The 23,626-nt window shown below is 68.0% G+C and carries 14 protein-coding genes; 6 read left to right on the forward strand and 8 right to left on the reverse strand.

The window, feature by feature from the left end:
- The first annotated feature begins 165 nt into the window (after window positions 1–165).
- Complete coding sequence (locus tag GFH49_RS34445; protein ID WP_155059989.1) at window positions 166–1,953, forward strand: serine hydrolase domain-containing protein; 1,788 nt, start codon at window positions 166–168, stop codon at window positions 1,951–1,953.
- 7 nt (window positions 1,954–1,960) lie between these two features.
- Here the strand turns inward: GFH49_RS34445 and GFH49_RS34450 are convergent, their stop codons facing one another.
- The 8 genes from GFH49_RS34450 to GFH49_RS34485 form a co-directional block, all read right to left on the reverse strand.
- Window positions 1,961–2,143, reverse strand: coding sequence for a hypothetical protein (locus GFH49_RS34450; RefSeq protein WP_155059990.1), 183 nt, complete (start codon window positions 2,141–2,143; stop codon window positions 1,961–1,963).
- Between the two features lie 104 nt (window positions 2,144–2,247).
- Window positions 2,248–3,825, reverse strand: coding sequence for a phytoene desaturase family protein (locus GFH49_RS34455; protein WP_196218217.1), 1,578 nt, complete (start codon window positions 3,823–3,825; stop codon window positions 2,248–2,250).
- A 55-nt stretch (window positions 3,826–3,880) separates the two neighbouring features.
- Window positions 3,881–6,052 (reverse strand): hypothetical protein, encoded by a 2,172-nt coding sequence (locus GFH49_RS34460; protein ID WP_155059992.1) that lies wholly within the window; start codon window positions 6,050–6,052, stop codon window positions 3,881–3,883.
- Window positions 6,049–6,909 carry an AAA family ATPase gene (locus GFH49_RS34465; RefSeq protein WP_155059993.1) on the reverse strand — a complete coding sequence of 287 codons (861 nt, stop codon included), beginning with the start codon at window positions 6,907–6,909 and terminating at the stop codon, window positions 6,049–6,051. Before GFH49_RS34465 ends, GFH49_RS34460 begins: the two co-directional genes overlap by 4 nt.
- 6 nt (window positions 6,910–6,915) lie before the next feature.
- A complete protein-coding gene (locus tag GFH49_RS34470; RefSeq protein ID WP_155059994.1) occupies window positions 6,916–10,311 on the reverse strand; it encodes an SUMF1/EgtB/PvdO family nonheme iron enzyme in 3,396 nt (1,131 codons plus the stop codon).
- 5 nt (window positions 10,312–10,316) lie between these two features.
- The gene (locus GFH49_RS34475) at window positions 10,317–11,384 is read right to left on the reverse strand and encodes a trypsin-like peptidase domain-containing protein (RefSeq protein WP_196218218.1); all 1,068 of its coding nucleotides are present in this window, start codon (window positions 11,382–11,384) and stop codon (window positions 10,317–10,319) included.
- A 142-nt stretch (window positions 11,385–11,526) separates the two neighbouring features.
- Window positions 11,527–13,764, reverse strand: a complete 2,238-nt coding sequence (locus tag GFH49_RS34480) for a serine/threonine-protein kinase (RefSeq protein WP_155059995.1) — start codon at window positions 13,762–13,764, stop codon at window positions 11,527–11,529.
- Between the two features lie 114 nt (window positions 13,765–13,878).
- Entirely contained in the window at window positions 13,879–14,724 is an 846-nt protein-coding gene (locus tag GFH49_RS34485) for an oxygenase MpaB family protein (RefSeq protein ID WP_155059996.1), read from the reverse strand.
- Between the two features lie 564 nt (window positions 14,725–15,288).
- Between GFH49_RS34485 and GFH49_RS34490 the strand changes: the two genes are divergently transcribed.
- The 5 genes from GFH49_RS34490 (at window position 15,289) to GFH49_RS34510 (ending at window position 23,528) form a co-directional block, all read left to right on the forward strand.
- Entirely contained in the window at window positions 15,289–16,176 is an 888-nt protein-coding gene (locus GFH49_RS34490; RefSeq protein ID WP_155059997.1) for a TnsA-like heteromeric transposase endonuclease subunit, read from the forward strand.
- Entirely contained in the window at window positions 16,167–18,470 is a 2,304-nt protein-coding gene (locus GFH49_RS34495; RefSeq protein ID WP_230396656.1) for a transposase, read from the forward strand. Before GFH49_RS34490 ends, GFH49_RS34495 begins: the two co-directional genes overlap by 10 nt.
- Window positions 18,471–18,604: 134 nt before the next feature.
- The gene (locus GFH49_RS34500) at window positions 18,605–19,729 is read left to right on the forward strand and encodes an AAA family ATPase (RefSeq protein WP_230396657.1); all 1,125 of its coding nucleotides are present in this window, start codon (window positions 18,605–18,607) and stop codon (window positions 19,727–19,729) included.
- Entirely contained in the window at window positions 19,726–21,639 is a 1,914-nt protein-coding gene (locus tag GFH49_RS34505; protein ID WP_196218219.1) for a TniQ family protein, read from the forward strand. Before GFH49_RS34500 ends, GFH49_RS34505 begins: the two co-directional genes overlap by 4 nt.
- Window positions 21,636–23,528, forward strand: a complete 1,893-nt coding sequence (locus GFH49_RS34510; protein ID WP_155059999.1) for a TniQ family protein — start codon at window positions 21,636–21,638, stop codon at window positions 23,526–23,528. The genes GFH49_RS34505 and GFH49_RS34510 overlap by 4 nt, the downstream gene beginning before the upstream one ends.
- Window positions 23,529–23,626: the final 98 nt, after the last annotated feature.

Genomic DNA, 23,626 nt, shown 5'->3' on the forward strand with positions numbered 1-23,626 from the left:
GCAGGATGCCGCAGTCCTCCGGACGACGGAAGGCTTTTTCTGACGTTCCGTCAGATCTTTTATGAGCGACGCCCCGTTGACACCCGACCCGCCTGACATAAAAGTTTCACTGCGCAAGGGCAATTCGGAAAGATACTTTCAGGCGGCTCAGCGGAAGGTTTGTCGATGACCGAAGACGCAGTGCCGGGCGGACAAGGCGGGCTGACCCGCCGTCAACTGGCCCGACGGACGCTCGCCGTGGGTGGCGCGCTGGCTCTGGCCCCGTTCCCCGCCGGTCCCGCCGCAGCCGCCGTACCCCCTGACCACCACCCCACCCTGCGGCACGGCTCACCCGAACGCGCCGGTCTGCTCCCCGCCCATCTGCGACAACTCGTCACCGACGCAGAGACGTTCCTCGGCCCCTCCCCCAAGTACCCCTGGTACGCGGGCGCCGTGCTGCTCGCCGGGCGGGGCGGCACGGTGGCCCTGCACGAGCCGATCGGCATGGCGGTGCGCTACTCGGCGTACGACGAGAAGACGGACACCGGCGTCGAGTTCCCGCCGGAGCAGCAGCTCCGCATGGCCGAGGACACCGTCTTCGACCTGGCCTCCGTCTCCAAGCTGTCCACCTCGATCCTCGCCGTGCAGCAGATCGAGCGGGGCGCCCTGGAGCTGGAGGCGAAGGTCGCGTCGTACCTGCCGGAGTTCGGCGCCGCAGGCAAGCAGGACATGACCATACGTCAACTCCTCACCCACACCTCGGGTTTCCGCCCCTGGATCCCGCTCTACAGCGCACCGACGTACGAGGAGAAGGTCCAACTCATCTGGGACGAGGCGCCGCTCAACCCTCCGGGCAGCACCTACCTCTACTCGGACCTCAACCTGATCTCGCTCCAGCTGGTGTTGGAGCATCTGACCGGCCGCACCCTCGACACCCTGCTCCGCGAGGAACTGACCGTCCCGCTCGGCATGCACCGCACCCGCTACAACCCGCCCGCCTCCTGGAAGCCGCAGATCGCGGCGACGGAGGACGCCCGCATGCCCTGGTCGGGGCTGGAGCGGGGGCTGGTATGGGGTGAGGTGCACGACGAGAACGCCTTCAGCCTCGGCGGGGTCGCGGGCCACGCCGGGGTGTTCTCGAACGCGTGGGATCTCGCGGTCCTCGCCCGGACGCTGCTGAGCGGCGGCGCGTACGGCCGGGCCCGCATCCTCCAACCGGAGTCGGTGCAGCTGATGTTCACCGACTTCAACACCGCCTTTCCCGGCGACGAGCACGGCCTCGGCTTCGAGCTCTACCAGCACTGGTACATGGGCGCGATGGCCACCCCGCGCACCGCGGGCCACTCCGGCTTCACCGGCACCTCGCTGGTCCTCGACCCGACGACCGACTCCTTCCTCGTCGTGCTCGGCAACTCGGTCCACCCCGTGCGCAGTTGGCGCTCCGGCTCCGCACCCCGGGTGGCCGCCGCGAACAACATGGCGCGCGCCGTGCCGGTCCGCCCGGCGCGCGGACGTACGGCCTGGTTCTCGGGCATGGCGAGCAACACGGCCGCGACACTCGCACTCCCCGCCCTCGACACCACGGCAGGCACCGTGCAACTCGCCTGCGGCCTGTGGTGGGACACCGAACCCCGTTCGGACGTCCTCGTCCTGGAATCCACGGCCGACGGCGGGGCCACCTGGCAGCCCGTCCCCTTCACCACCACGCGCCACGCCGAGGAGCCGCGGGAGCACCCGGCGGGTTCCGTCACCGGCTGGTCGGGCCGCGTCTGGCACCGCCTCACCGCCGGCCTCCCGCCCGCCCGGCGGCTCTCGCTCCGCTGGCGCTACACCACCGACCGGCTGTACGTCGGCCGGGGGGCGTACGTCGACGGACTGCGCGTGCGGACCGCCCAGGACGTCCTCTTCGACGACTCCCGCCCGGCGGACGCGGCCCGCATCGAGGCGACGGGCTGGACCAGGTCGGCCGACTGACGCCGGTTCAGCCCGGCACGTCGAGGCGCCGCGTGCCCGCGACCGGCGGCGGCCGCAGCGCCTCCTCAGCCGTCGAGCCGGGCGTGCCGGGCGTGCCGGGCGTGCCGGTGAGGATGACGACCCGCCGGTCGGGCCCGTCACCGTTGACGGCGACGGGCCCGATCAGCGGGTGGTCGAAGTCTTTCGTCACCGGCCCGGACCTGCGCGTCGACGGCGGCAGCCTGTCATGACCGGTCAGCCGCCCCGGCAACCTGTCATGACCGGTCAGCCGCCCCGGCAACCTGTCATGGCGGGTCAGCCGCCCGGGCTCGCCAGCACCGCCATCGCCGCGTTGTGCCCCGGCACCCCGCTCACCCCTCCCCCGCGTACCGCGCCCGCTCCGCACAGCAGCACGTTGGCGTGCCGGGTCTCCACGCCCCAGGGACCGGTGTCCTCCTGTGCGTAGGGCCAGGCGAGTTCGCGGTGGAAGATGTTGCCGCCGGGCAGCCGCAGGTCCCGCTCCAGGTCGAGCGGGGTCTTCGCCTCGATGCACGGCCGCCCTTCCCCGTCCGTCGCCAGACAGTCGGCGAGCGGTTCGGCCAGGTGGGCGTCCAGCTGGGCCAGCGTCGACTTCAGCAGTTCGGCGCGCACGGCGTCGTTGTCCTGTGCGAAGAGCCGGGCGGGCGTGTGCAGGCCGAACAGGGTGAGCGTCTGGTAACCGCGGTGGACCAGGTCCGGCCCGAGGATCGTCGGGTCGGTGAGCGAGTGGCAGTAGATCTCGGAGGGCGGGGCGGCGGGCAGCTCACCGGCCGTGGCCCGGGCATGCGCGGCGGCGAGCTGCTCGTAGCCCTCGGCGACGTGAAAGGTGCCGGAGAACGCCTCCCGCGGGTCGACGGAGCTGTCGCGCAGCTTCGGCAGCCTTTTCAGCAGCATGTTCACCTTGAGCTGGGCGCCCTCGGCGGGGGCGGGCGGCTCGTCGCCGGTGAGGGCGGCGAGCGCGTGCGGTGAGGCGTTCACCAGGACGTGCCGGGCGGCGGCGACGCCTTCGCCGTCGGCCGTCCGGTAGGTGATCTCGGCGGTACGGCCGTCCGTGGCGATCCGCTCCACCTCGTGGCCGGTGGCGATGACCGCGCCGGCGTTGCGTGCCGCGGCGGCCAGTGCGTCGGTGAGGGCGCCCATGCCGCCGACGGGTACGTCCCAGGCGCCGGTGCCGCCGCCGATCACGTGGTAGAGGAAGCAGCGGTTCTGCCGCAGCGAGGGGTCGTGGGCGTCGGCGAAGGTCCCGATCAGCGCGTCGGTGAGGACGACACCCCGGACCAGGTCGTCCGTGAAGCGGTCCTCGATCGCGGCGCCGATGGGCTCCTCGAAGAGGGTGCGCCAGGCCTCCTCGTCGTCGATGCGGCGGCGCAGTTCGTCGCGGGTGGGCAGCGGTTCGACAAGCGTCGGGAAGACCCGCTCGGCGACGCGGCCGGTCATGCCGTAGAACCGCTGCCAGGCCTGGTACTCGGCCTGGCCGCCGGTGAGCCGGGCGAAGGCCTCCCGAGTGCGTCGCTCGCCGCCGCCGACGAGGAGTCCCGTGGGCCGGCCGTCCCGCTCCACGGGCGTGTACGACGAGATGGTGCGCCCGCGTACGCGGAAGTTCAGCCCCAGATCCCGCACGATCTTCTTCGGCAACAGGCTGACCAGGTACGAATACCGCGACAGCCGTGCGTCGACGCCCGCGAACGGACGCGTGGACACGGCGGCGCCCCCGGTGTGGTCCAGCCGCTCCAGCACCAGCACGGAGCGTCCGGCGCGGGCCAGGTAGGCGGCGGCGACGAGGCCGTTGTGGCCACCGCCGACGATGACGGCGTCGTAGGTGCGGTGCGTGCCGGGTTCTTCATGTGCGGTCATGGTTCTTGTTAACACGTGGTGATCTAGGTCAGCCAGAGGAATCGAGGCCCGCCGCTCACCCCCAGAACTGCTTCATGACGTCCGAGAACCGATCCACGAGATAGGCGCGGTGCACGGGGTCATTGGCATCGAGCCGCTTCTTCGGATACCGGTGTTCGAGGAAATACGCGATGCCCATCTTGCGCCGTTCCTCACGGGTGAATCCGGCGGTGGAGATGTGGGCGATCCGCTTGCCGCTCGCCGCCGCCTGCGCGTTGATGTGGGCGGGCACGACGAAGTGATGTGGGGCGATCAGCAGGACCGCCTCCTTGGCGTACTGGAGAGCCACCGCGAGGAGGACTTCCCACCATCGGCCCCAGTCGAGTTCGGGCCCCGGCACCCCGGGCAGGAGCAGGCTCCGCAGATCGAGGTTCAGCAGGGTCGTATGCTGCGGCATCCGGCTGGTCAGGTCGTCCCCGAGCTGCTTGCGGATCTCCTCCATGGTGAGCACCCAGCCGTTGAAATTCGCCCGCCCGTGGATGTCCCACGCGCTGACGGTGACCGGCTCACCGTGCCGGTTCTTGTAATCCTTCTGTAGCAAGTCCAGCTTCTTGCCGCAGAACCATTCAGCCACCAGTGTCGGTTCGGGCTCGGCTCCCGCCAGTATGTATTCCATCATGTGAGAAGGGTCGCCGAGGTCGCCAGATTCATAGGCGTCGGAGAGCCAGACCATGGGCTCGGCATGGTCGGCGACGAATCTTCGAGACCGCCGCTCCTGCCGTACGTACAGCTTGGGTTGCCCTTTGTAGTGGCTGCGCAGCGTTCGCCGGAAATCCAAACCGTTGTGCAACGCCCCCTGGAATTCCATGCTTTTGATCTGCCGGTCGTCCTGCGTCCTGGCCAAGTCGAAGGCCTTGCGCCGCACCTCCTCCAGGAACTCGTCCGTGGGCGGCCAGGTCGACGACTCCCAGCCCTGCGGCCATCTGTTCAGTCTGGGACTCGGCGCGCGTGGCGGGGTCGCCGGGCCGAAGTCGACGGTCTCCAGGGGCAGCAGGTCCGCGGACAGCCCCGAGGCCTCCTCGTCCCACTCCTCCCGCGTGGCCCCCAGCACTTCGAAGAACTGGTCGTACTGCCCGCAGTTCCGGGCCACGAAGACCGGGCCCCGATGGTTGCGGGGTGTGGTCGTGGCGAGTTCGAACAGGGTCTCCCGGGTGCTTCTGATGCGGCCGATCCGTTCCACCCGCACCTGGTCGTGATAGCCGAGCAGACTCCGGTAGACGCGTTCTTTAAACGGCTTGTTGAAGCAGGCCTGGCATGCCGTGAGGATCGCTTCGAAGCTCGGCGAGATCCGCTGTTCCTCCTCCAGGAGTTTGGTCAGCACCTGGGAGAAGACCTGGTAGTGACGTATGGAGAGTTTGAGGTCGGTCGCCTCCTCGCTCAGCTGATGGATGAGTTCCAGCAAGGCCTCATGTTTGTCGAAGGTGTGCGCCCGGTTCTCCTTCCGGTATTCCTCGTATCGCTGGACCAAGCGGGGAATGTGGTCCAGATAGCGCAGGAGAATCGGCAGGCTCGGCTGCCGGATGTCGTACTGGGCGTCGGGAAGCGACGGGTCGCCGTCGATCGTCAGCGCCGGCTGGGTCAGCAGGCGCCGCACGGCGGCCACATGGGTCGCGTTGCAGACGAACAGGATGCGGCGGTACCGCGGATACAACGCCTGGAGCCGTGCCGCCATGTGCAGTTCCCGCCAGGTATCCACGGGTTCGAAGCGGGACGGCGGGCGAGCCAGTCGCTCGGCGATCAGCGCGAGGTACCACTCGGCGCCGTGCTCCAGGGCGAGTCCGTCGTCGGGCCACTCCTCGTCCGCCATGCAGAAGCGGTCCAGGAGGTGTCCCGGGGCCATCTCCTGGTCGACGAGGGCCAGCGGGATGTCCCGTTCGGTCGCGATCCGTACCGCCTCGACCATGCCGTCGGCAGGGGTCACCGGGAAGACCTCGTGCTGGTCGCTGTCGCGCACCCGCGAGACGACCAGGGACACGCGGGGGATCCCCTTCACGGCCTGGAGCATGGGGCCTCGCACGGATTCGGGCAGCCCGACCGCGACGAGGTCCTGCCGTCCGAGCCCGAGTTCGTGGACCGCCCGCTGGACCTGGACGGCGAAGGTGAGGTGGTGGCGCATGACGGGCACGATGCAGACCTCGCCCTGTCGGATGTACGGCAGGCCCATGGGCGTGTCCCCCGCACCGGTCATGTGCGCCGGCCGAGGACCATGCCGGCGATCCGCTCGAAGAGATTCGCGCGCGGCTCACCGCCGTACTGGTCGTAGTTCATGGCGTAGTTCATCAGCGCAACCGCCTGCCGGACCGAAACGTCGAGCCGCTCCTCCCGCAGGTACCAGGATTCGAAGGCGTCCAGGAAGTCGGGCGACGGTGACAGGGCGGTCTGCACGATCCTGCGCAGTTCCTCGAAGGGCGGAGTGGTGATCTCGATGACCGGCAGGGTGCGCTGCTCGATGTACTCCGGCAGCACATGACCCGAGTTGCTCAGTGAGGGGTTGAGCGCACAGCAGAACCGGAAGTGCTTCTTCGCCTCCGGGTCCTTCGGGCCGATGTTGATGCCCGCCATCGCCGAGGAGACGTACTGCCGTCCGTCGAGCACCGAGGCGAGCGGGCTCAGTGTGCGCTCGGGTACGCGGTTGATCTCGTCGAAGAAGCAGAGCCCGCCCTCGTACAGGGCGGTCGCCAGAGGGCTCGCCCGCAGGGTCAGGGCCATCGACTGGCCGTAGGAGTCCTCCGGACTGGGCGTCAGGAGGAGGGCCAGGTCCTCAGGGGTGAGTTCCTCATGGCCCTGGACGATGTAGAGCGGCATCTCCAGTTGCCGGGCGATCTCGTAGACGATCTCGTTCTTGCCGAGTCCGGGGGCGCCCTCCAGCCGGAAGTGCAGCGGCGGCACACTGCTGTCGATGAGTTCCCTGCCGTCCTTCCGGATGCCCCAGGCGACCCGGCACAGCTCCAGTTCCGCGGTGCGTCCGATGAAGGTGTTCGCCGGGATCTCGACCGGATCCGCCAGCGCGAAGGCGACGTCGCCGACCTGACCGTAACCATCCATGTTCTGCTATCCCCTCGCCCCCGTACCGCCTTGCGGAGTACGGCACGTCACCCTGAACCCGAGTTGATGGAATCGGACATGTGGATCGAACCATCCGCCGATCAAGGACCAGACGGGACTGTGTGAGGGCGGGGTCACTCCGCCCTTCACGACGATCGACGCGGCGGGACCGATTTCGGGGCCCTCGGCCAGGTCCCGCAGTTCCTGTTCGGTCGCCGACATCAGCCTCAGTGAGGTGTTGCACCACTGCCACACACTTCCGAACAGGTCGTGCACCCCTCTTGCGTTCGGCGGGAGGAGGCCCACCGGTAACCCCGGTCCGTACTCCGGGGCGACGGCGGTCAGGTCCATCTGATCCATGTGCTCCTTGACCGCCTTGACCAGCCCCTCAACCGCCTCCGTCCGGTCCACCGGGGCGCGTGTGCCGGACACGCCCTGCCGCTCGGCTCGTGGGAAGAGACGGAGTCCGCGGGGTCGGGCGGGCTGCTCGGCCGGGACCAGGGCGCCGAGCACCCCGCGGGAGATCCGGAGCCTGCCATGTGCGGCGCTGTCCCATTCCGCAGCGGACGGCAGCCGGAAGAGCTGGCCGCCGTTGCGCTGTGTCAGCCAGGCGCAATACGCGGTGGCCTCGAAGAAGTTGACCCCGGTCACGGGCTGGTTGGGGGCGTTGAGCCGGCTGTTGAGCCAGTAGCGGGGAAAGCGGATCTTCTGCTTGCGGACCCAGGCCCAGCCGCGCTCGTCCCACCAGGCTCGCTGCTCGTACCCGCCGTCGCCCACGAACGCCGCGAACTCCATGTTCGTCACGGGGTAGCGGCCGATCCGGAAGGGCTCGACCGGTCCGGTGCGCGGCACGTCGACGAGGTTGCGCAGCGGCGACCCCACCGAGACACGGGGATCGAGGCGGCCCAGTGCGCGTACTTCGTCGATCCGGAGGAAGTGGTCCTTCCCTGGGAACGGGTCCTTCTCGTCCCGTGCCGTCTTGCGCAGCAGGGCCGGCACCGTGGCGCCGACGGCCCGTTGCCCCGGTGCGGCGAGTTCCAGAACGCACTCGTGCGCCAGTCGCGGGGCGCCGCCCCGCACGAGCAGTTCGACCAGCCGTTCGGCGTCCTTCCCGGGCAGCAGGGCGACCAGGATGCGCAGGACGTCCTCCCAGGCCTCCGGGGCGTCGACCGCGGCGGCCAAGCCCGCCTTGTGGAACCCCTGGGCCAGTTGGCGGGCGGCGAAGTAGTCCCGCAGCAGATCGAACCGGAATTCCGCGACGTCCGGGGCGCCCGTGTCCCGCAGCAGTCCGAGCAGCCGCCCGGTGGCGATCGCCTCCCCGTCCTCCGTCCGAACGGTCACACGGTGCTGCCCGGCCTTCTTCAGCGCAAGCGCCACCCGGGCCAGCCAGTCTTCCACCGCCGGCGCCTGCCGGGTGTCGGCGAGCCGTTCGTGCCGGCGGGCGACATACAGATCGAGGATGGTCCTGAGGTTGGCGTTCCGCAACGTCCGGTCCGTCGCGCGAAGTTCGCACAGCAGGCTCAGGAGTTGCGGATTGCGCAGATGACGCGAGACCGAACCGCCCCCGGCTGCGAGCAGATCGACGAGTGAGGGATCGCCGTGCCGTTGCGCGAGGATTTCGGTGACCTGCTGTTCGCTCAGCTCCCGGACCGTCATGTTCCTGGACCCCAGGACCAGCGCGGTGCGCTCGGTCCGGCAGGCCACCAGCGTTCCTGTGTCCGAGCCACCCGCGCGCAGCGTGTCCAGGTCCGCGCGCAGCCGGTCCCGGGCGGATGCGGACAGCCGGTCGACGTCGTCCAGCAGGAGGTACAGAGGTGAGCTGAACAGCCAGTGCAGGTGGTGGAGCTTCCCCCGGGTCCGGACCAGGTCGTGGCACGGGAGGAGGTAGCGCTGGTTCCGGTACGTGAAGCTCGCGAACGCGTTGCGCGCCACATGCGCCTCGACGCGTCCCGCGAGGTCGGATTCCGGACCGGTTTCCAGCGGGATGTACAGCGGTAGGTGGTGACGGACGCGCAGGCCGTGTTCCTCGAACCGGGGCAGGAACCAGGCGTGTTCGATGCCGAGCAGCGAGGTCGTCTTGCCCGCTCCGGTGCCGCCGATGAGGGTCCCGTGGCGGGTGAGGGCCGGAGCCTGCGTGACCGACTCGACGAAGGCGACGACCTGTTCGTCCGGTTCCGCCTCCGGTGCGGGCCACAGATCAGCCGTCAGCGAGATCACTCCGCGTGCCTGCGGCCGGGTCCGGCAGTGTCCCTCCAAACGGTAGGCGATCTCGTGGAAGCCGGCCTCACACAGTCCGCGCGCCAACTCCAGGACGAGTGCTGTCTTCGCCGGGTCGTCGATGGGAGACCCCGCCCAGGACCGGCTTGCCGGGAGAGCCCTCAGGAGGTTCGCGGCGACTGCGGGCAGCGTGACGCTGTTCGCGCTGAGCAGCGGATGCAGTACCTCTCTGAAGGGCAGCTTCCTGCCCAGCCGCTCCTCACAGCTTTCCGCGCGGTGCCGGTACTCCTCGGCGAACAGGTCCGCGGCGGCGAGCATCTGGACGGAGGCCGGCCTGAGCCGGTCCGTGTCCAGCGCCGCCAGGGCGAACCGCGGCATGCCCAGGACGACTTGATGACCTCTCGTCCGTGCCCAGGCGAGGAAATCGAGGATCCGGGCCGTGGGGTCCTCGGGCGGGGTTTCCGCCCGGTCGGCCAGCACGTGTTCTGGAGGGGCCGCCGAGAAGTCGACCGCCATGAGCGTCGGTGCGCGTTCCTTCCCTGGGGAAGGCTCGGCTGCCGCGTTCGGCTCCGCCGCGGTACGGCTGCCCGAGTCGCCGCGCCGGAGGTCGTCCGGCATGAGCCAGGCAGCGCCGTCGAGCCACAGACCGTCCTGGCCCGCCAACTCCCGCAGGGACGGACGTACATCGGCCGCGAAATGCGTCACCAGCAGGAGCGGGTGTTCCACGGCGAGCATCTCCCGGAAGCTCCGCGCGGGCCCGGCGGGCGTGAGCGCCGGCGGCGGCACTCTGAGCGCGGGGGTGGGCATGGGCGTGGCGTGGAACACCATCGGCGGCCCGTCGTCGGTGCCGGCAGCGGGCGGGTGCGCCGTGAGCAGTTCGGCCAACGGGTCGGAGACAGGCGGGTCGTCGCCCCGGGACTCCAGCCGTCGGCACAGCGTCTCGACCCACCCCTGCTGTTCGACTCCGACAGGAACCTCGCGCAGGACCTGTTGCAGCAGGTCCAGCGGCAGTTGTCCCACCAGCCGGGCGGAGAAGTCCTTCGCGGCCCCCTCGAACTGGATGGTGCTCAGCCCCTCCCAGCCGTAGAGCAGAGGGATGAGGGAATCACGGCTCTCGCGCGTCCTGAAGTGTCTGCTCAGAAAATCGACCGCGTCGCTGAAGGGATTCGACCCCGGATGCACCATGACTGCTACCCCAGCAGCCTCTCGGCCAGCTCTGGGGAATGCATTCGTATGTCTTCCAGAACGGCGATGGCGGTGGTTCCCGCGTTTCTCAGGTACCGCTTCTCGCTGTTCGGTTCCCTCAGCATTCCCCCGCTGTGATGGATTCCGACCACCTCAAACTCATTGTTGAACACGGGTGATCCGGAAGAACCCGGTTGCGTCGACGTCGTGTACTGGATGACGCTGCGGTCGGCATAGACCACGAAGTTGTTCTGCATGGAGATCTTCTTGTAGTGGCCGCCGGGATGCTGAATGATGTTCACGCGCTGATCGGCAAAGACCCTTTCGGCCACGAGTGGCACAGCACGGACTCCGTCCGGTATGTCGGGCAGCTCGATCATCGTGACGTCGAGTCGGGCACTGGTGTGGAAGAGCCCTCCGGGCTTGCACCGCCGAGTCTGCACCGGCCGTTCGAGGCCCTGTCCGTCGAGCTGGTAGTCGAAGTCGTAGGTACTGGCCTCGGCCGTCCCGCTGTCGCCGATCACATGGTGGTTGGTGACGAGCAGGCCCCCGGTGGTCAGGAATCCCGTGCCGACCCACCTCGGGGTGACGACGCGGACGACGGCCCGCGCCGCCTCCAGGGCGAGTTCGAGCAGGGCGATGTCCCTGAGGGTGTTCTCGCCGATGATCTTCTCCGCGACCTGGTCGTCGTTTTCCCGGCCGCGCCAGTCGCCGGAGGGGCCGCGGTCGGCACTCGGCTTGACGGTGAACGGATAGCGGGCCAGCAATTCGCGCAGATACTCGGCATCGTCCCCACCGCCGAGATAGGCGATCATCTTGTTGACGAGCACTCCCAGCGTTTCCCTGCCGGGTTCGTCCTGTCCGAAGGCCTGGAGCCGGTCCACGACCCGGACGGCCACCCCTCGCGGGGCTCCGTCGATGTCGAGGGACGCGATCACATCATCCCGGCGGGGAGTTCCCGCGAACACATCTGTTACGAAGTCCACACGACTGCGTACGGTACGGAAGTCCGGCATTCCCCCGAGAATTCTCACCGTTCGTTCGAAGTCGCGCGCGTCCAGCCTCACACTCATCGGCCATCCCCCTTGACGCTGAGAGTGGCCTCATTGTGCCCGAGCCGCCGAATCGGTGGAGGGGTTTTGCTCAGCGCGGCCTGGCCTGATCACACTGGTCGTGAATTCACGGTCCGTATGTGGCGGAATTTGTCACCCGTGGTCACTGAGCGCCGGACACGCGCTGCTGGCGCAGGGCGGCGACTCTGCGGTACAGCTCGACCGCCTCCGCGCCCCGGCCCAGCTGTTCCAGGCAGTGGGCCTCGTCGTTGCGGCTGGCGAGGGTGTCGGGATGGTCGGCGCCGAGGACGCGCTCGCGGGCCTCGGCCACGCGCCGGTATTCGGTGAGGGCGTCGGCCCAGCGGCCCAGCCAGCCGAGGCCGACGGCGACCTCACGGCGGCTGACGAGGGTGTCCGGGTGGTCGGGGCCCAGCACCCGCTCACGGATCGCGCACACGTCGCGGGACTCGGCGAGGGCCTCCTCCCAGCGGCCGAGGCGGCCGAGGTTGACGCCGAGGCCGTGGCGGGCGCGCAGGGTCTCGGGGTGGGCGGGGCCGTGGACGCGGGCACGGTCGTCGATCAGCTCGCGGTACAGCTTGAGGGCGTCGGCGCTGCGCCCGAGGCGGCCGAGGCTGATGCCGACCTCATAGCGGGCGGCGAGGGTGTCGGTGTGGTCGGGGCCGAGTGCCTGCGCGCGGGCTTCGGCGACTTCGACGTAGGTCTGCAGGGCTTCCGGCCAGCGGCCCAACTGGCCCAGCGCGTAAGCCACTTCGTAGCGGGTGACCAGGGTGTCGGGGTGGTTCGGGCCGAGTACGCGGGCGCGCGCGGCGGCCACGTCGCAGGCCATGCGGTACGAGTCCTCCAGGCGCCCGAGGCGGCTGAGGCTGAAGGCGAGGTTGTGGCGGCAGCGCAGGGTGTCGGGATGGTCGGCGCCCATCGTGCGCTCCCGGGCCGCGAGCACCGACGTATAGACCTGGTGGGCGTCGAAGTGCCGCCCCAACTGGCCCAGGACGTACGCCATCTCCTGCCGGACGGCGAGCGAGTCGGGGTGGTCGGCGCCGAGCACCCGGGTGCGGGCCGCGGCGACGTGCTTGTACTCGCGCAGGGCGTCGGCGGCGCGGCCGGTGCGGCTGAGGGTGAAGGCGACCTCGTAGCGGCTGGCGAGGGTGTCGGGGTGGTCGGGGCCGAGCAGGTGCTCGCGCTCGGCGGCGACCGCGCGGTGCACCTCGCCCGCCTCGGCCCAGCGCCCCAGCCGCCCGAGGCTCAGGCCCGCGTTGTGCCGGCCGGCCAGCGCGAGGAGGGTCGCCGCGGAAGGGGCGGGCGGCTCGTCCGGCACCGGCTCCTCGGCCCGGCCGGTGGCCGGGCGCGCGATCCATTCCCCGGTGAGGCCCGCTGCGGCGTCCGGTGATGCGGTGACGATGCCGGCGCCGGTCGCCTTGGGCCCGGTGGTCATGGAGCGGGTCCAGGACGGCAGCCGGGTCTCACGCGGTGCGGGCTCGGGCGGGCGGAGGTCCGGCCGGGGCGTCACGACCGTCGGCACATACGCCCGTGCGGTGCGGCCCGCGTCGATCCTGCGGCACAGCTCGCGGGCGTCGTGCGGGCGTTGTTCGGGCCGTTTGGCCAGCAGGTCCAGGATGACCTTCTCGAAGTACTCGGGCAGCTCGGCGCGGTGGCCGCGGGGCGGCCGCGGTGGGGTGTCGCGGTGGCCGATGAGGATCGCCCAGGCGTCGTCCAGGTCGAAGGGCGGTGCCCCGGTGGCGATCTCGTACAGCACGCAGCCCAGCGAGTACAGGTCGCTGCGCCGGTCGACCTCCGTTCCGCTGATCTGCTCCGGCGACATGTAGTGCGGGGTGCCCATCGCGATGCCGGTGCCGGTCAGCCGTGCGGTGAAGCCGATGTCGTGGCCGAGGCGCGCTATGCCGAAGTCGCAGATCTTCACCGTGCCGTCGGTGAGCCGCATGATGTTCGCGGGTTTCAGGTCGCGGTGCACGATGCCCTGCTGGTGGGTGTAGGCCAGGGCCGCGGCGACCTGGTCGGCGATCTCGACGACGTCCGGGACGGGCAGCGGGTGGTGCTTGTTGTCCTCCAGGAGCTGGCTGAGGTTGCGGCCCTCCAGGAGTTCCATGACGAGGTAGAGGATGCCGTCGTGCTCGCCGAAGTCGTGGACGACGGTGACGCCGCGGTGCTGGAGTGCGGCGGCCACCCGGGCCTCGCGGCGGAACCGCTCGCGCAGGACGCGGGTGAAGGACTGGTCGTGGGACTGGCCGAGGGGCTTGAGGCACTTCACGGCCACCAGGCGGCCGAGCGATTCGTCGCGCGCCCGCCACACCTCGCCCATGCCCCCGCGCCCGATCAGATCGAGCAGCCGGTACCGGCCCTGGATCAGCCTGGTCTCCGCCATCTCGTGCTGTCGCCCCCGTCGATGGTCGCCCCGCCCGCTGTGTCACGGATCCCCGCCGACGGTCGGTCGGCCCCCTCCGTGACACTGCCCTCGTTGCCCGTCCAGTATGGCGACCTATCGTCCGAGTTTGTACGGTGCCGGGCGGGAGCCGGGGCCGAGGCGGGCCATCGCCCGGAGGATGTGTTTGGGCGGCAGTTGCCAGCGCACCTGGGCGGGAACACAGCGCAGCAGGTTGCCCGTGGCACGCAACTGCCGGGTGACCACGGCGGGTTGCGGGGCCGGTCTGCCGTACAGCTCATGGGCGTACGGCGGCAGGGCGGCGTACGCCAGTCGTGCCACACGCCGCCACACCACCTCCCGCGCCGGTATGAGCAGGGGATGCGTCGGCGGGCGGAGGAGGAAGTCGTCCACCGCGCGCGCTTCGGGTCCGGCGGCGAGTTCGGGGCGCACCTTCTCGAAGTAGGCGGCCATCTCCGCCTGGTTCGCGGGTACGGCGTCCGGAGCGAGGCCCACCAGGCGGGCGCCGGCCCGCTGTTCGCGGATGTAGCGGTCGGCCTGCTCGTCGGTGAGGCGGAATCCGGAGCGGCGCCCGACGTGCAGGTAGGAGTCTATTTCGGCGCAGTGCACCCACAGCAGCAGCTCGGGTTCGTCGACGCCGTAGCGCTCGCCGGTGTCCGGGTCGGTCGCCCCGAGCATGCTGTGGATCTTCCGCACCCGGGCACCCGCCCGCTCGGCCGCCTCGGTGGTGCCGTAGGTGATGGTGCCGACGAAGTCGGCGGTCCGCATCAGCCGGCCCCACGCGTCGTTGCGGAAGTCGGAATTCTGCATGACGCCGCGCACCGCGCGCGGATGCAGTGCCTGGAGGTAGAGCGCGCGGACTCCGGCGACCCACATCATCGGGTCACCGTGCATCTGCCAGGTCACGGAACCTGGACCGAACAGACCCGGATCACCCGTCATGCCCGCAGATGTGACCACAGCCGCTAGGTGTCTCCTGAGCATCAGGTTGACCTGCGCTTTTGCCAACCAGCTTCAGCAGCACGGTGCGCGGTCTGCCGAGGATTCTTGGCACATCCGTACAGGCTCATTGATTTTCCTGCCCTGCGCCGGAGAAGGCCCCCTCCCGCTCCTTCACTCGTCTGCATCGGCACATCCCCCACCACGACGTCACCTCGGATTCTCCCCAGGGCGCCGCCGGATCATTCACCCGAGAGCGCTCCACGGTCTCCTCATGGCCAACGACGCTGCTGCTGTGAGCGCACCACCAGACCGGCCGCCCTCCTCTGCTCGGAGTCGCTGCCTTGCAGCACCTCATCCCCGGCCTGGGCGCCTGCGCCTACACTGTCACCTTTCACTGGCGTGACCGGTGAAAACTCAGCGCGTCGGTACGTCTGCCTGGACCCTTCGACACCGATGCCGCGAATCCTTGCTGGCAACGCCGGGCGCGCTGGCGCGACGGAGATCCAATGACCTCTACGATGATCTTCGCCCTCCCATCGCACTCTCGGCATGTAAGGCGGAGACGTGGCTCCCCAGCCCGCGCTGCTCGATCACGCGCCAGTTGGCCCATCGAGCGCTGATGTCCCCTGGTCGGACACATCAACACTGCACGATCTCGCCCGTATGCATGCCATTTCGGCTGATGCGGTCGGTCAACTGGTCATGCCGCCCGACTGGAGTGCCCGATGGACTACGGCCTGGCGCTTCGGGCGGACGTTGGTCGGCTGTGCCGTAAGGGACCTGGGCGAGGTCGACTTGCTCTCGAGTGTTCCTGTCCGCCGCTTCAGTTGGCGTACCGATCAGTGGCATCGCCCCGGCCTCGGATATCTGGTCAGTACCGAGCGGCACCATGGCTTCGAGAGTTTCGAGGAGGAACTCCTCCTTCTGGCAGCGGACTTCTCGTGTTCTCTGGTGGAGGCTCTTGCTCAGCCGTTCCGTCTGCGCTTCCGAAGCGTCAACGGCAGTGTCGAACACATCCCGGACTATCTTCTGCTGACCGATGGCACGCCGTGGCTCATCGACGTGCGGCCTTCGGAGCGGATCGAGCCTGAAGACGACATCAAGTTCGCCGCTGCTGCCGAGGTCGCACTGGTTGCCGGGTGGAATTATGCGGTCGTTGCTGGTTGGCGCGACCATGTAGTTGGCCTGATCGATACGTTCTCGGCCGGTAGAAGGCGCTTGACCGACCCACTGCAACTCCAGGAGCAGTTGCTTCTGGCGGCAGAAGACGGTCCACAGCCATTCGGGACCCTGGTCGCGCGTTGCAGCCTGGAGGCCGTTGCCCGGGCTCATGCAATGCATCTGCTGTGGCACCGCCGATTGGGCCTGCAAATCACCGGCCCTCTAACTGACGCGAGCACAATCCGACGGTCTCCCTCCCGGCGCTCGACGAGCGGGAGCTGGTGGCAGTGACGACGGCGCTTGCCTGGGATCTCTCGCCGGGGAACGAGTTCATCGTGAACGGCTTGCCATGGACCGTGGAGGCGTTTGAGCCCCAAGTCGGAAAGGTGGTGCTGGTCCGACCTGAGCATGAGCCGTGGAAGACGTCGGTTCGGCAGTTGTTGCACCATCCGAACATCCGGCCATCGACACGGACGAGGAAGGACCTTCCGGCCGCCAACCGCGGGAGGCAGCCAAAAGGCGTTCTCGATCTGCCACCGGACAAGCGGCCCCTGGTGATGCTGCGCGTGGAGCATCTGCGGGAAGTGGAGACCGGATTTCGCAGCGGCGACCCGCTGATGGCGCTCCCCGGAGAGCCGAAGCCGCAATACGACCCGGACTCCACAACGCTGACCGAGCGACGCCATGCCAAGGTGCGGGAACTGAGGCAGGAGACGGTACGCAACCCGGACCTGGCCGCAGCCAACTGCCTGGACAAGGTCAGCTACCGCACCCTGATCCGCTGGGATCTGGACCGCCGACGCTTCGGTCCGATCGGATGTGCAGACGACCGTTGGCTACGGGAGGCGACCGGCCGCCAGATCTCAGCCGCGGTACGTGAGGCCATCTTTGCGGTGCGGCACGAAACCCTGCACCGCTCCAAGCTGACGGCGAAGGACCGTGAACGGTTGATCCATCAGTACGTCCGCGAGGTGTTCGGAGAGGACGAACCGGTACCCAGCTACGAAACGCTCAGGGTCGTGTGGAAGGAGTGGTTCGGATCATCCGGAGCCCGTCAGCGCTATGCCGTTTCAGCTGCCCGGGCACAGGCGGTGGCTACAGGTCGACATGTAGTGGTGAGCCGGCCCGGCCAGGTGGTGGCACTCGACACGACGATCCTCCCGGTCAAAGTCCGCGAGCAGGTCTTTGGCGACCCGGTGTCGGTGCATCTGACGCTGGCTCTGGACGTATACACGCACTCGATCGTGGCTTTCCGACTCACGTTGGTCTCAGACACCTCCGTAGACGTCGCCATGATCTTGCGGGACGTCATGATGCCCCTGCCCATGCGACCAGACTGGGGCAAGGAGATGGAGTGGGCCTACCCCGGGGTCCCTGGCACCGTGGTCGCGGAATTCGCTGGTGGCAAGGTCGCCGGGCTACCGTTCTTCGCCCCGGAGACCGTGACCACCGACCACGGCTCGGTTTACAAGAATCACCACCTGATCGAGGTGCAGCGGGTAATCGGTGCGACGATCCGGCCGAGTCGGGTCCTGCGACCGACCGACAAACAGGCGGTGGAGCGGGCCTTCGGCGCGATCCAGTCCCTGCTGTTCCGGATCCTTCCGGGCTATCAGGGCGTCGACAGCTCGGATCGCGGCATCGATCCGGAAGGCGACGCATGCATCACCGTGGCGGAGATGGAGCACTTGATTGCCACCTGGGTCGTCAAGATCTGGCAGAACCGCAGATTCGGTTCCTACGCGCCCAGTTGGGATCCTGCCGGAGATCACAGTCCGAACACCCTGTTCGCCGCGTCCATGGCCCAGGGCGGCTTCGCACTGCAGATCCCACCCGCGGAGTTGTACTACCAACTGCTTCCTACCCATCGGGTGATGATTCACGGCCGCCGTGGCGTGAAGATCCGAAACCTCTGGTACGACGGGGAGGCACTGGACGAATGGCGCTTCCGTCCCTCGGGCCGGGGCGGGGCGGCGAAGAACAAGTACGTGTTCCACCGGGATCCACGTGATCCATGTTTCGTCTTCTTTCAGGATCCGCTCACCCATGAATGGCATCAGTTGCGTTGGGTGGGCCTTCCGGACGAGGGCCGGGTGCCCACGTTCAGTGACGCCCGTGTGCGGCAAGTGATGCGCGAGCTACGCGCTCAGGGGCTGAAACCGAAGTCCGACAAGGATCTGCTGCCCCTGTTGCTGGACTTGATCGGAGACAACGTTCCCGTCGAGCAGTGGCCCACGCGCCTGACGAAGGCTCAGCGGACCGAGCATGCCCGCGAAGTGGCCCAAGCTGCGGCAGCGGCTGCCGACCGACCGAAGCCAGCCCCTGTCGCTGCCTGCGCCGACGAGGTGGCACCTTTTGTGTCCCACCAGGGCGATGAGGTCCACAATGTCGTCGCGTTGCGTTGGCGCGAGCGGGCCGAGCAGGGCCAGGCTGCGATCGATAGCGAGCGTCGACGCCGACGAGAGTCGGTCCCCGAGAAGCCGGCCGCGACGTCGCCCCTTAGCCAGCGGTTGCGGGGGCGCAGCCTGATGGACTTGCTCGACGAGGAGAAGGATTCTGCCGCTGAGCCTGGCGGTCGGCCGTGAGTGAGCGCAGCAAGTCGTCCACCAACGCAGTCGCTTCGTTCTTGCCTGGGCCGCCTATCGACCGGACCCGGGTGGAGGGCTGGCAGCGGTGGGTGCGTACCCGTGAGCTATTCATGCCGGCACCCGTACTGAGCATGGAGCAGTATCTGCAGTTGACGCCCCGCCGACGCCGAATTCACGACCTTCATCGTCTGGCCACTCACAGCAGCCTGCCAGTGCAGTCCACCCCGATGAGCGAGGCTGTGGCATGGCTGGTGAAAGCACGGATCGAGGACGGCGCCTACAGCCACAAGGCCGGAATCCGGACCGGGGTCATGGTCAACGGTGGTGGCGCCCAGGGAAAGACGGAGACGGTCTGTGCGGCGATCGCGGCGTTCGAGGAAGAATGGCTGGAGGTGAACGAGTACATGAATCCGGATGCCATGGCCGGCACAAGAGATCTGCTGGCTCCCGTCGCGTATGTGCGCTGCCCGGTCAAGGCGACCCCTGTTTCCACCTGCCAACGCATCCTCGACTTCTACGGCGAGGACTACAAGAACATGCGCCAGGAAGACCTCGTGCGGACGGTGAACGCAGCCATCGCCGCGCACGCCACCAAAGCTCTGGTGATCGACGACATCACGCGACTCAAGCTGCATCGCGAGAGCGACCAGGACGTCTTGGACCTTCTTCTGGAGGTGATGAGCATGTCCGTCACTCTGATTCTGGTTGGTGTCGGCATCCCCACTTCTGGGCTATTGCGCCGCGGTCGGTTCGATCCGGTAATCAAGCGGTGGGTCATTCCTCCGGTCAAGGACCGCGGGCGCAGCCCCAATCCGGACGCTGCGACCCAGCACGAGCGGCGCTTCGAGATGATCGATCTACAGGCGTTCGGTTACGACACTCCCGGGCAGATCAAGGCCTGGGTCGATCACTTGGCGGCGCTGGAGAAGAGCCTGCGGCTCCTGCACGACACCGAGGGCATGCTGACTTCCGGATCCATGCCGGAATACCTGTTTCAGCGTACCAACGGGGTGGTCGGGCTCCTGGAGAAGCTGGTCCAGCGAGGCTGCCGAGTCGCGATCGAGGACGGCAGTGAGCGGCTGACCAAGGAGCTGCTGAACAGCTGTGCCGTCAGCCCGACGGATCTTCCCGACCTGGACGCCGATTCCGGTGAACAGCCATTGATCCCGCCGGTGGAGTCTCGGCCGAAGAAGAAGTCAAAGAGCAGGAACACCGTCTACGACGACGCGGGACCGGCAGCGGAGTTCGCCGGGTGATCCAATCGACTCTCCGTCCGCTCGCGCGGAGCCTCGATCCGTTGCCTGGCGAATCCTTGGCCGGATTCCTCCTGCGCCTGTCCTACCGAATGGGATCGACTCCGCACCGTCTGGCAAACTTGTGCGGTCTGACCTGCCGCAGCGACAGCATTCCCCAGGAACAGCTTCGCGGACTGAACCCGGACGCCGCCGAACGACTGGCCCGGGCCGCACACCTGACCCTGCGCGAGGTCCGCGCCCTGACCTTGCAGGGCCTCACCGCTACCTACCCACCGCTTGCCAAGCTTCGTGCCGACGAGGTCGACATCGGCTCGAAGTCACACATCAACTGGGCCACGAATCCTGACAGCCGTTACTGCCCCGGCTGTCTACGAGGTGACAGCACGCCCGTGCAGCAGGCTTTCGGCGGTGCCTGGCAGCTGCGCTGGCACCTACCCGTCACGTTCGCCTGCATGCAGCACTCATGCCTCCTCGAGAACACCTGCCCCACATGCACCCAGCCGCTCAGCGGACGCGTCATCAGGCGATACAGCCTTGTCCAGATGCCCCACGTCTCCGGCCTGCACCCGGGCCAGTGCCGCAACCGCGCTCCCAGCCCACCGCTCAAGCCGCGGGCCCGCGCCGCGCCGTGCGGCGCACGACTGGACGCCCTGAGGGAAGCTGCCGCGCTGTCGCCACTGGACATGCAGCGCATCCTCGATCTCCAACACAACCTGAACCTGCGGCTAGACCCAGGACAATTGCACTGTACGGCCGACGAGCAGACACCGCATACCTACTTCCCCGACCTGATCACGACCGCACGACTGATCACCCTGAGCTGGCCCAAAGGCGCCTCGCTCCTGCCGTCTACCGCGCTGGCGGACCTTGTGGACGAGTACGCCACGCCCTATATGCACGACCCATCACAACGCGGAGTTCAGATCCGGCGTAACGCGCCCCGCGGTACGGCGCATGCCTCGGCCCTGTTGCTCGCATCCGCAACTGCACTCGGCGATCGGGACCTTGTCTCACTGCGTGAGCGTATCGAGCCACTCGCACGCGAAATGCACCGTCGATCGAAGTCCGTCGGCGACAAGCTCTTTAAGAACAATGACGTTTCGGCTACCTTGCTGCGCGCCACCGCGCAGCGGGTGTACGGGTTCCAGAATCGCTCCACACTGCGTGCCGTCCGAAATTCGTATCGTTTTCGCACCGACGAAATCCCTCCCCTCCTCCCAAGTGATTGGTTTAACGAGCATTTCCAGCCTCTGCTGCACCGCATGCCCCAGATGACCACGATCTTGGAGCGCCACCTTCGTTGGGCTGGCTCATTGAGGCTTGCCGAATTGGTCTGCGGTCAGCCATGGCATGCATGCGCGGAGACCCTAGGGATCCCTCAGAGCAGTGCACGCCGAACGATGAACGTACTGGGCAAGCATCTGACAACTCCCGGCCTTTGGCCTGTGTTCGAGGACGCGGTCGACCTGGTCGCACGTCGTTTGGATGGGCAGAACCGTCGCATCGACTACGCCCACCGTCGCCGTACAACAGCCGACTGGCGTCTTTCACTCGCAGATTGGAAGACGTTGTGCGACGGGGTCCCCGGTCTTGAGCAGCGCCAGGCTACGGGGGACCCCCGAGTCGGTGAGGCCGTAATCTGGTGCATGGTCAACGAGGCGAGCTACCTTCACAGCCCGACGGTGACGCATCGCCGCTCCGCTTCCCACTCTCCCCACCGACTGACCGAAGAGGCAGGGCTATTCGCGAACAGGAATCAGCGCAGGCGGTCCTATGCGACTCTGAGTCGTCGGCTCGCGGCCTACGCTGCCCGACTCGCCCGAGCCTGCGACGAAGGATCTGACCTGCGAATCGAAGTGCCGAACTGGACCACCCCTGATTCCGTGCGACAACAGGACCAGGTCCATTGACCACACGTCCACTGGCGCGGAGCCTCGCCCCACTGCCGGAAGAGTCCCTGCCAGGCCTGCTCTTGCGTCTGGCCTACCGACTGGATCGCTCGCCGGCCAGGATCGCCGCCCTGTGCGGACTGAGCCGCCATCAACACCGACTGCCCGCCGAGTACTTGATCGCCCTGCCCGCGGAGTCCATGAAGGCTCTCATGGCAGCTGCATCTCTACGCGTGGGCGAACCCGACGCGCTCACCCTGTCAGCCATGGCCGCCTCCTATCCGCCGCTGGCCACCATGCGCGTGGGGGGCAGTCGCAACATGGCCTCCGCCCGACGCACCTGGGCCTTCAGCCTGTCCAGCCGCTACTGCCCCAACTGCCTGGCCGGAGACGGAAGTGCGATCCAGAACGCGTATGGGGGCCCGTGGAGACTGCGCTGGCATATCCCGGTCTCCTTCGCGTGTACCACCCACAGCCGCCTCCTGGAGTGTGGCTGTCCACAGTGTGGAGGTCATCCGAACCGGCCGTCGAACACCGAGCGGCAAGGGCTCATCACACAGCGCACGATCGGCGGACTTCACCCGGCACAATGCCGCCACCACCTCGCGCCCGGAACTGTCGGTGCCGGCGTCCGGACACCGCTGTGTGCAGCGCGACTCGACAAGACGGGCTGCGTAGCCGGGGAACCGGACAGCGACCTTGTCATGATGCTTGCCCTCCAACGACGCATCGATCGGAATCTGACACGCGCCCAACACTCACCCGGAACCAGCGGCACGGACTCAAGCCAAGACCAACATTTCTTTTCCGACCTGATCGCCGCCGCCCAACTCATCCGGCTCAGCTGGCCCGACAGTGCACGCTTCGCCCCCTCCAGCGCCGTAGCCGAACTGATTGCCCGCCACGTTGCCGCTTGGACAGCCCTTCGCGAGAACCGCAGTCCTGGTAGGCGCGTCCGTGATGCATGGGCCGCTCCCCAAGACCCGGCCCAGTGCGCAGCACTGCTGCTGGCCGCGGACACCCTGCTCGGCGACCGGGACCAGGACGGCCCGGGCCTTCGTGAGCGGATCCAGCCGCTCGCCACCGCCGCTTTCACACGCAATGAGGCGAACACCAGTGCCGGATTCCGGCGAATGAACGTCTCCCCAGGGCTGTCAAGGGCCCTGGCCCAGCGGTCCCTTGGCTTCAACCGCGCTGGCGGCCATCACCACGCCAGAAAGCACGTTCCTTCACGTCAGTGCCATTTCGGAATCGAGCATGTCCCTGCTCTTTTGCCAGAGGCCTGGCTCGCTGCACACTTCGGCGATCTGACGTCCCTGTGGAATCCCGGAGATGTATGGAAGCCACGCCATCTACGCCGAGTAGCTTCCCTCAAGCTCGTCGAAATGGCCGGCGGCGGGACTTGGCCACACTGCGCTGCGATCCTGGGAATGCCGTGGGCCACCGCCCAACGCAGCCTGACCGTACTCAAGCAAAGCCTCTTGCCCGGCGGCCTGTGGCCGCTGTTCGAGACGGCGGTCGAGAGCGTCGCGCAAGGATTGGACGCCGACGCCTCGCGCGTGGATTTCGCCGCGCGTCGTCGAAGGCTGAGTACCTGGCAAGTCCCTGTCGAGGACCTTGCTGGCCTCGCGGCAGGCCTGGTCCGCCATGCCAATGTGGAGTCCCCCGTGACCCGGGCTGCGGTATCCGCGCTTGTGTGGGCTCGTGTCACCCAGGGTGACCATTTGCACAGTCCACCGGTCCAAGCACTCCGCGAAGCGCAGCAAAGTACCAAGCCCGTGGTCGCCGCCATCGGCCAGTTGCAGACCCCCAGCAACCGCAGAGGAGCCAGACTCCTTCTCTTTCAACGCATCAACGAATACGCCGATGGCCTTGCTCAGGCGTGCCATGAGGGGTGCGGGGGCAGTTGACGAGGTGGCGACGCAGTGACCTCCGCTGGTCTCGCCGCGTCGGAGGTGTCGCCTGTGCCGGGTGGGCGGAAACGGCTGCCGGGCCTGCTGCGCCGCTG

This window comes from Streptomyces blattellae (genome assembly GCF_009709555.1).
Taxonomy (GTDB): Bacteria; Actinomycetota; Actinomycetes; order Streptomycetales; family Streptomycetaceae; genus Streptomyces; species Streptomyces blattellae.

Bases quoted from the DNA above. Each gene is read 5' to 3' on its own strand.
- GFH49_RS34480 (WP_155059995.1), bottom strand. From the start codon at position 13,764: ATGGCGGAGACCAGGCTGATCCAGGGCCGGTACCGGCTGCTCGATCTG.
- GFH49_RS34445 (WP_155059989.1), top strand. From the start codon at position 166: ATGACCGAAGACGCAGTGCCGGGCGGACAAGGCGGGCTGACCCGCCGT.
- GFH49_RS34500 (WP_230396657.1), top strand. From the start codon at position 18,605: ATGGAGCAGTATCTGCAGTTGACGCCCCGCCGACGCCGAATTCACGAC.
- GFH49_RS34470 (WP_155059994.1), bottom strand. From the start codon at position 10,311: ATGGTGCATCCGGGGTCGAATCCCTTCAGCGACGCGGTCGATTTTCTG.
- GFH49_RS34475 (WP_196218218.1), bottom strand. From the start codon at position 11,384: ATGAGTGTGAGGCTGGACGCGCGCGACTTCGAACGAACGGTGAGAATT.
- GFH49_RS34485 (WP_155059996.1), bottom strand. From the start codon at position 14,724: ATGACGGGTGATCCGGGTCTGTTCGGTCCAGGTTCCGTGACCTGGCAG.
- GFH49_RS34455 (WP_196218217.1), bottom strand. From the start codon at position 3,825: ATGACCGCACATGAAGAACCCGGCACGCACCGCACCTACGACGCCGTC.
- GFH49_RS34460 (WP_155059992.1), bottom strand. From the start codon at position 6,052: ATGACCGGTGCGGGGGACACGCCCATGGGCCTGCCGTACATCCGACAG.
- GFH49_RS34465 (WP_155059993.1), bottom strand. From the start codon at position 6,909: ATGGATGGTTACGGTCAGGTCGGCGACGTCGCCTTCGCGCTGGCGGAT.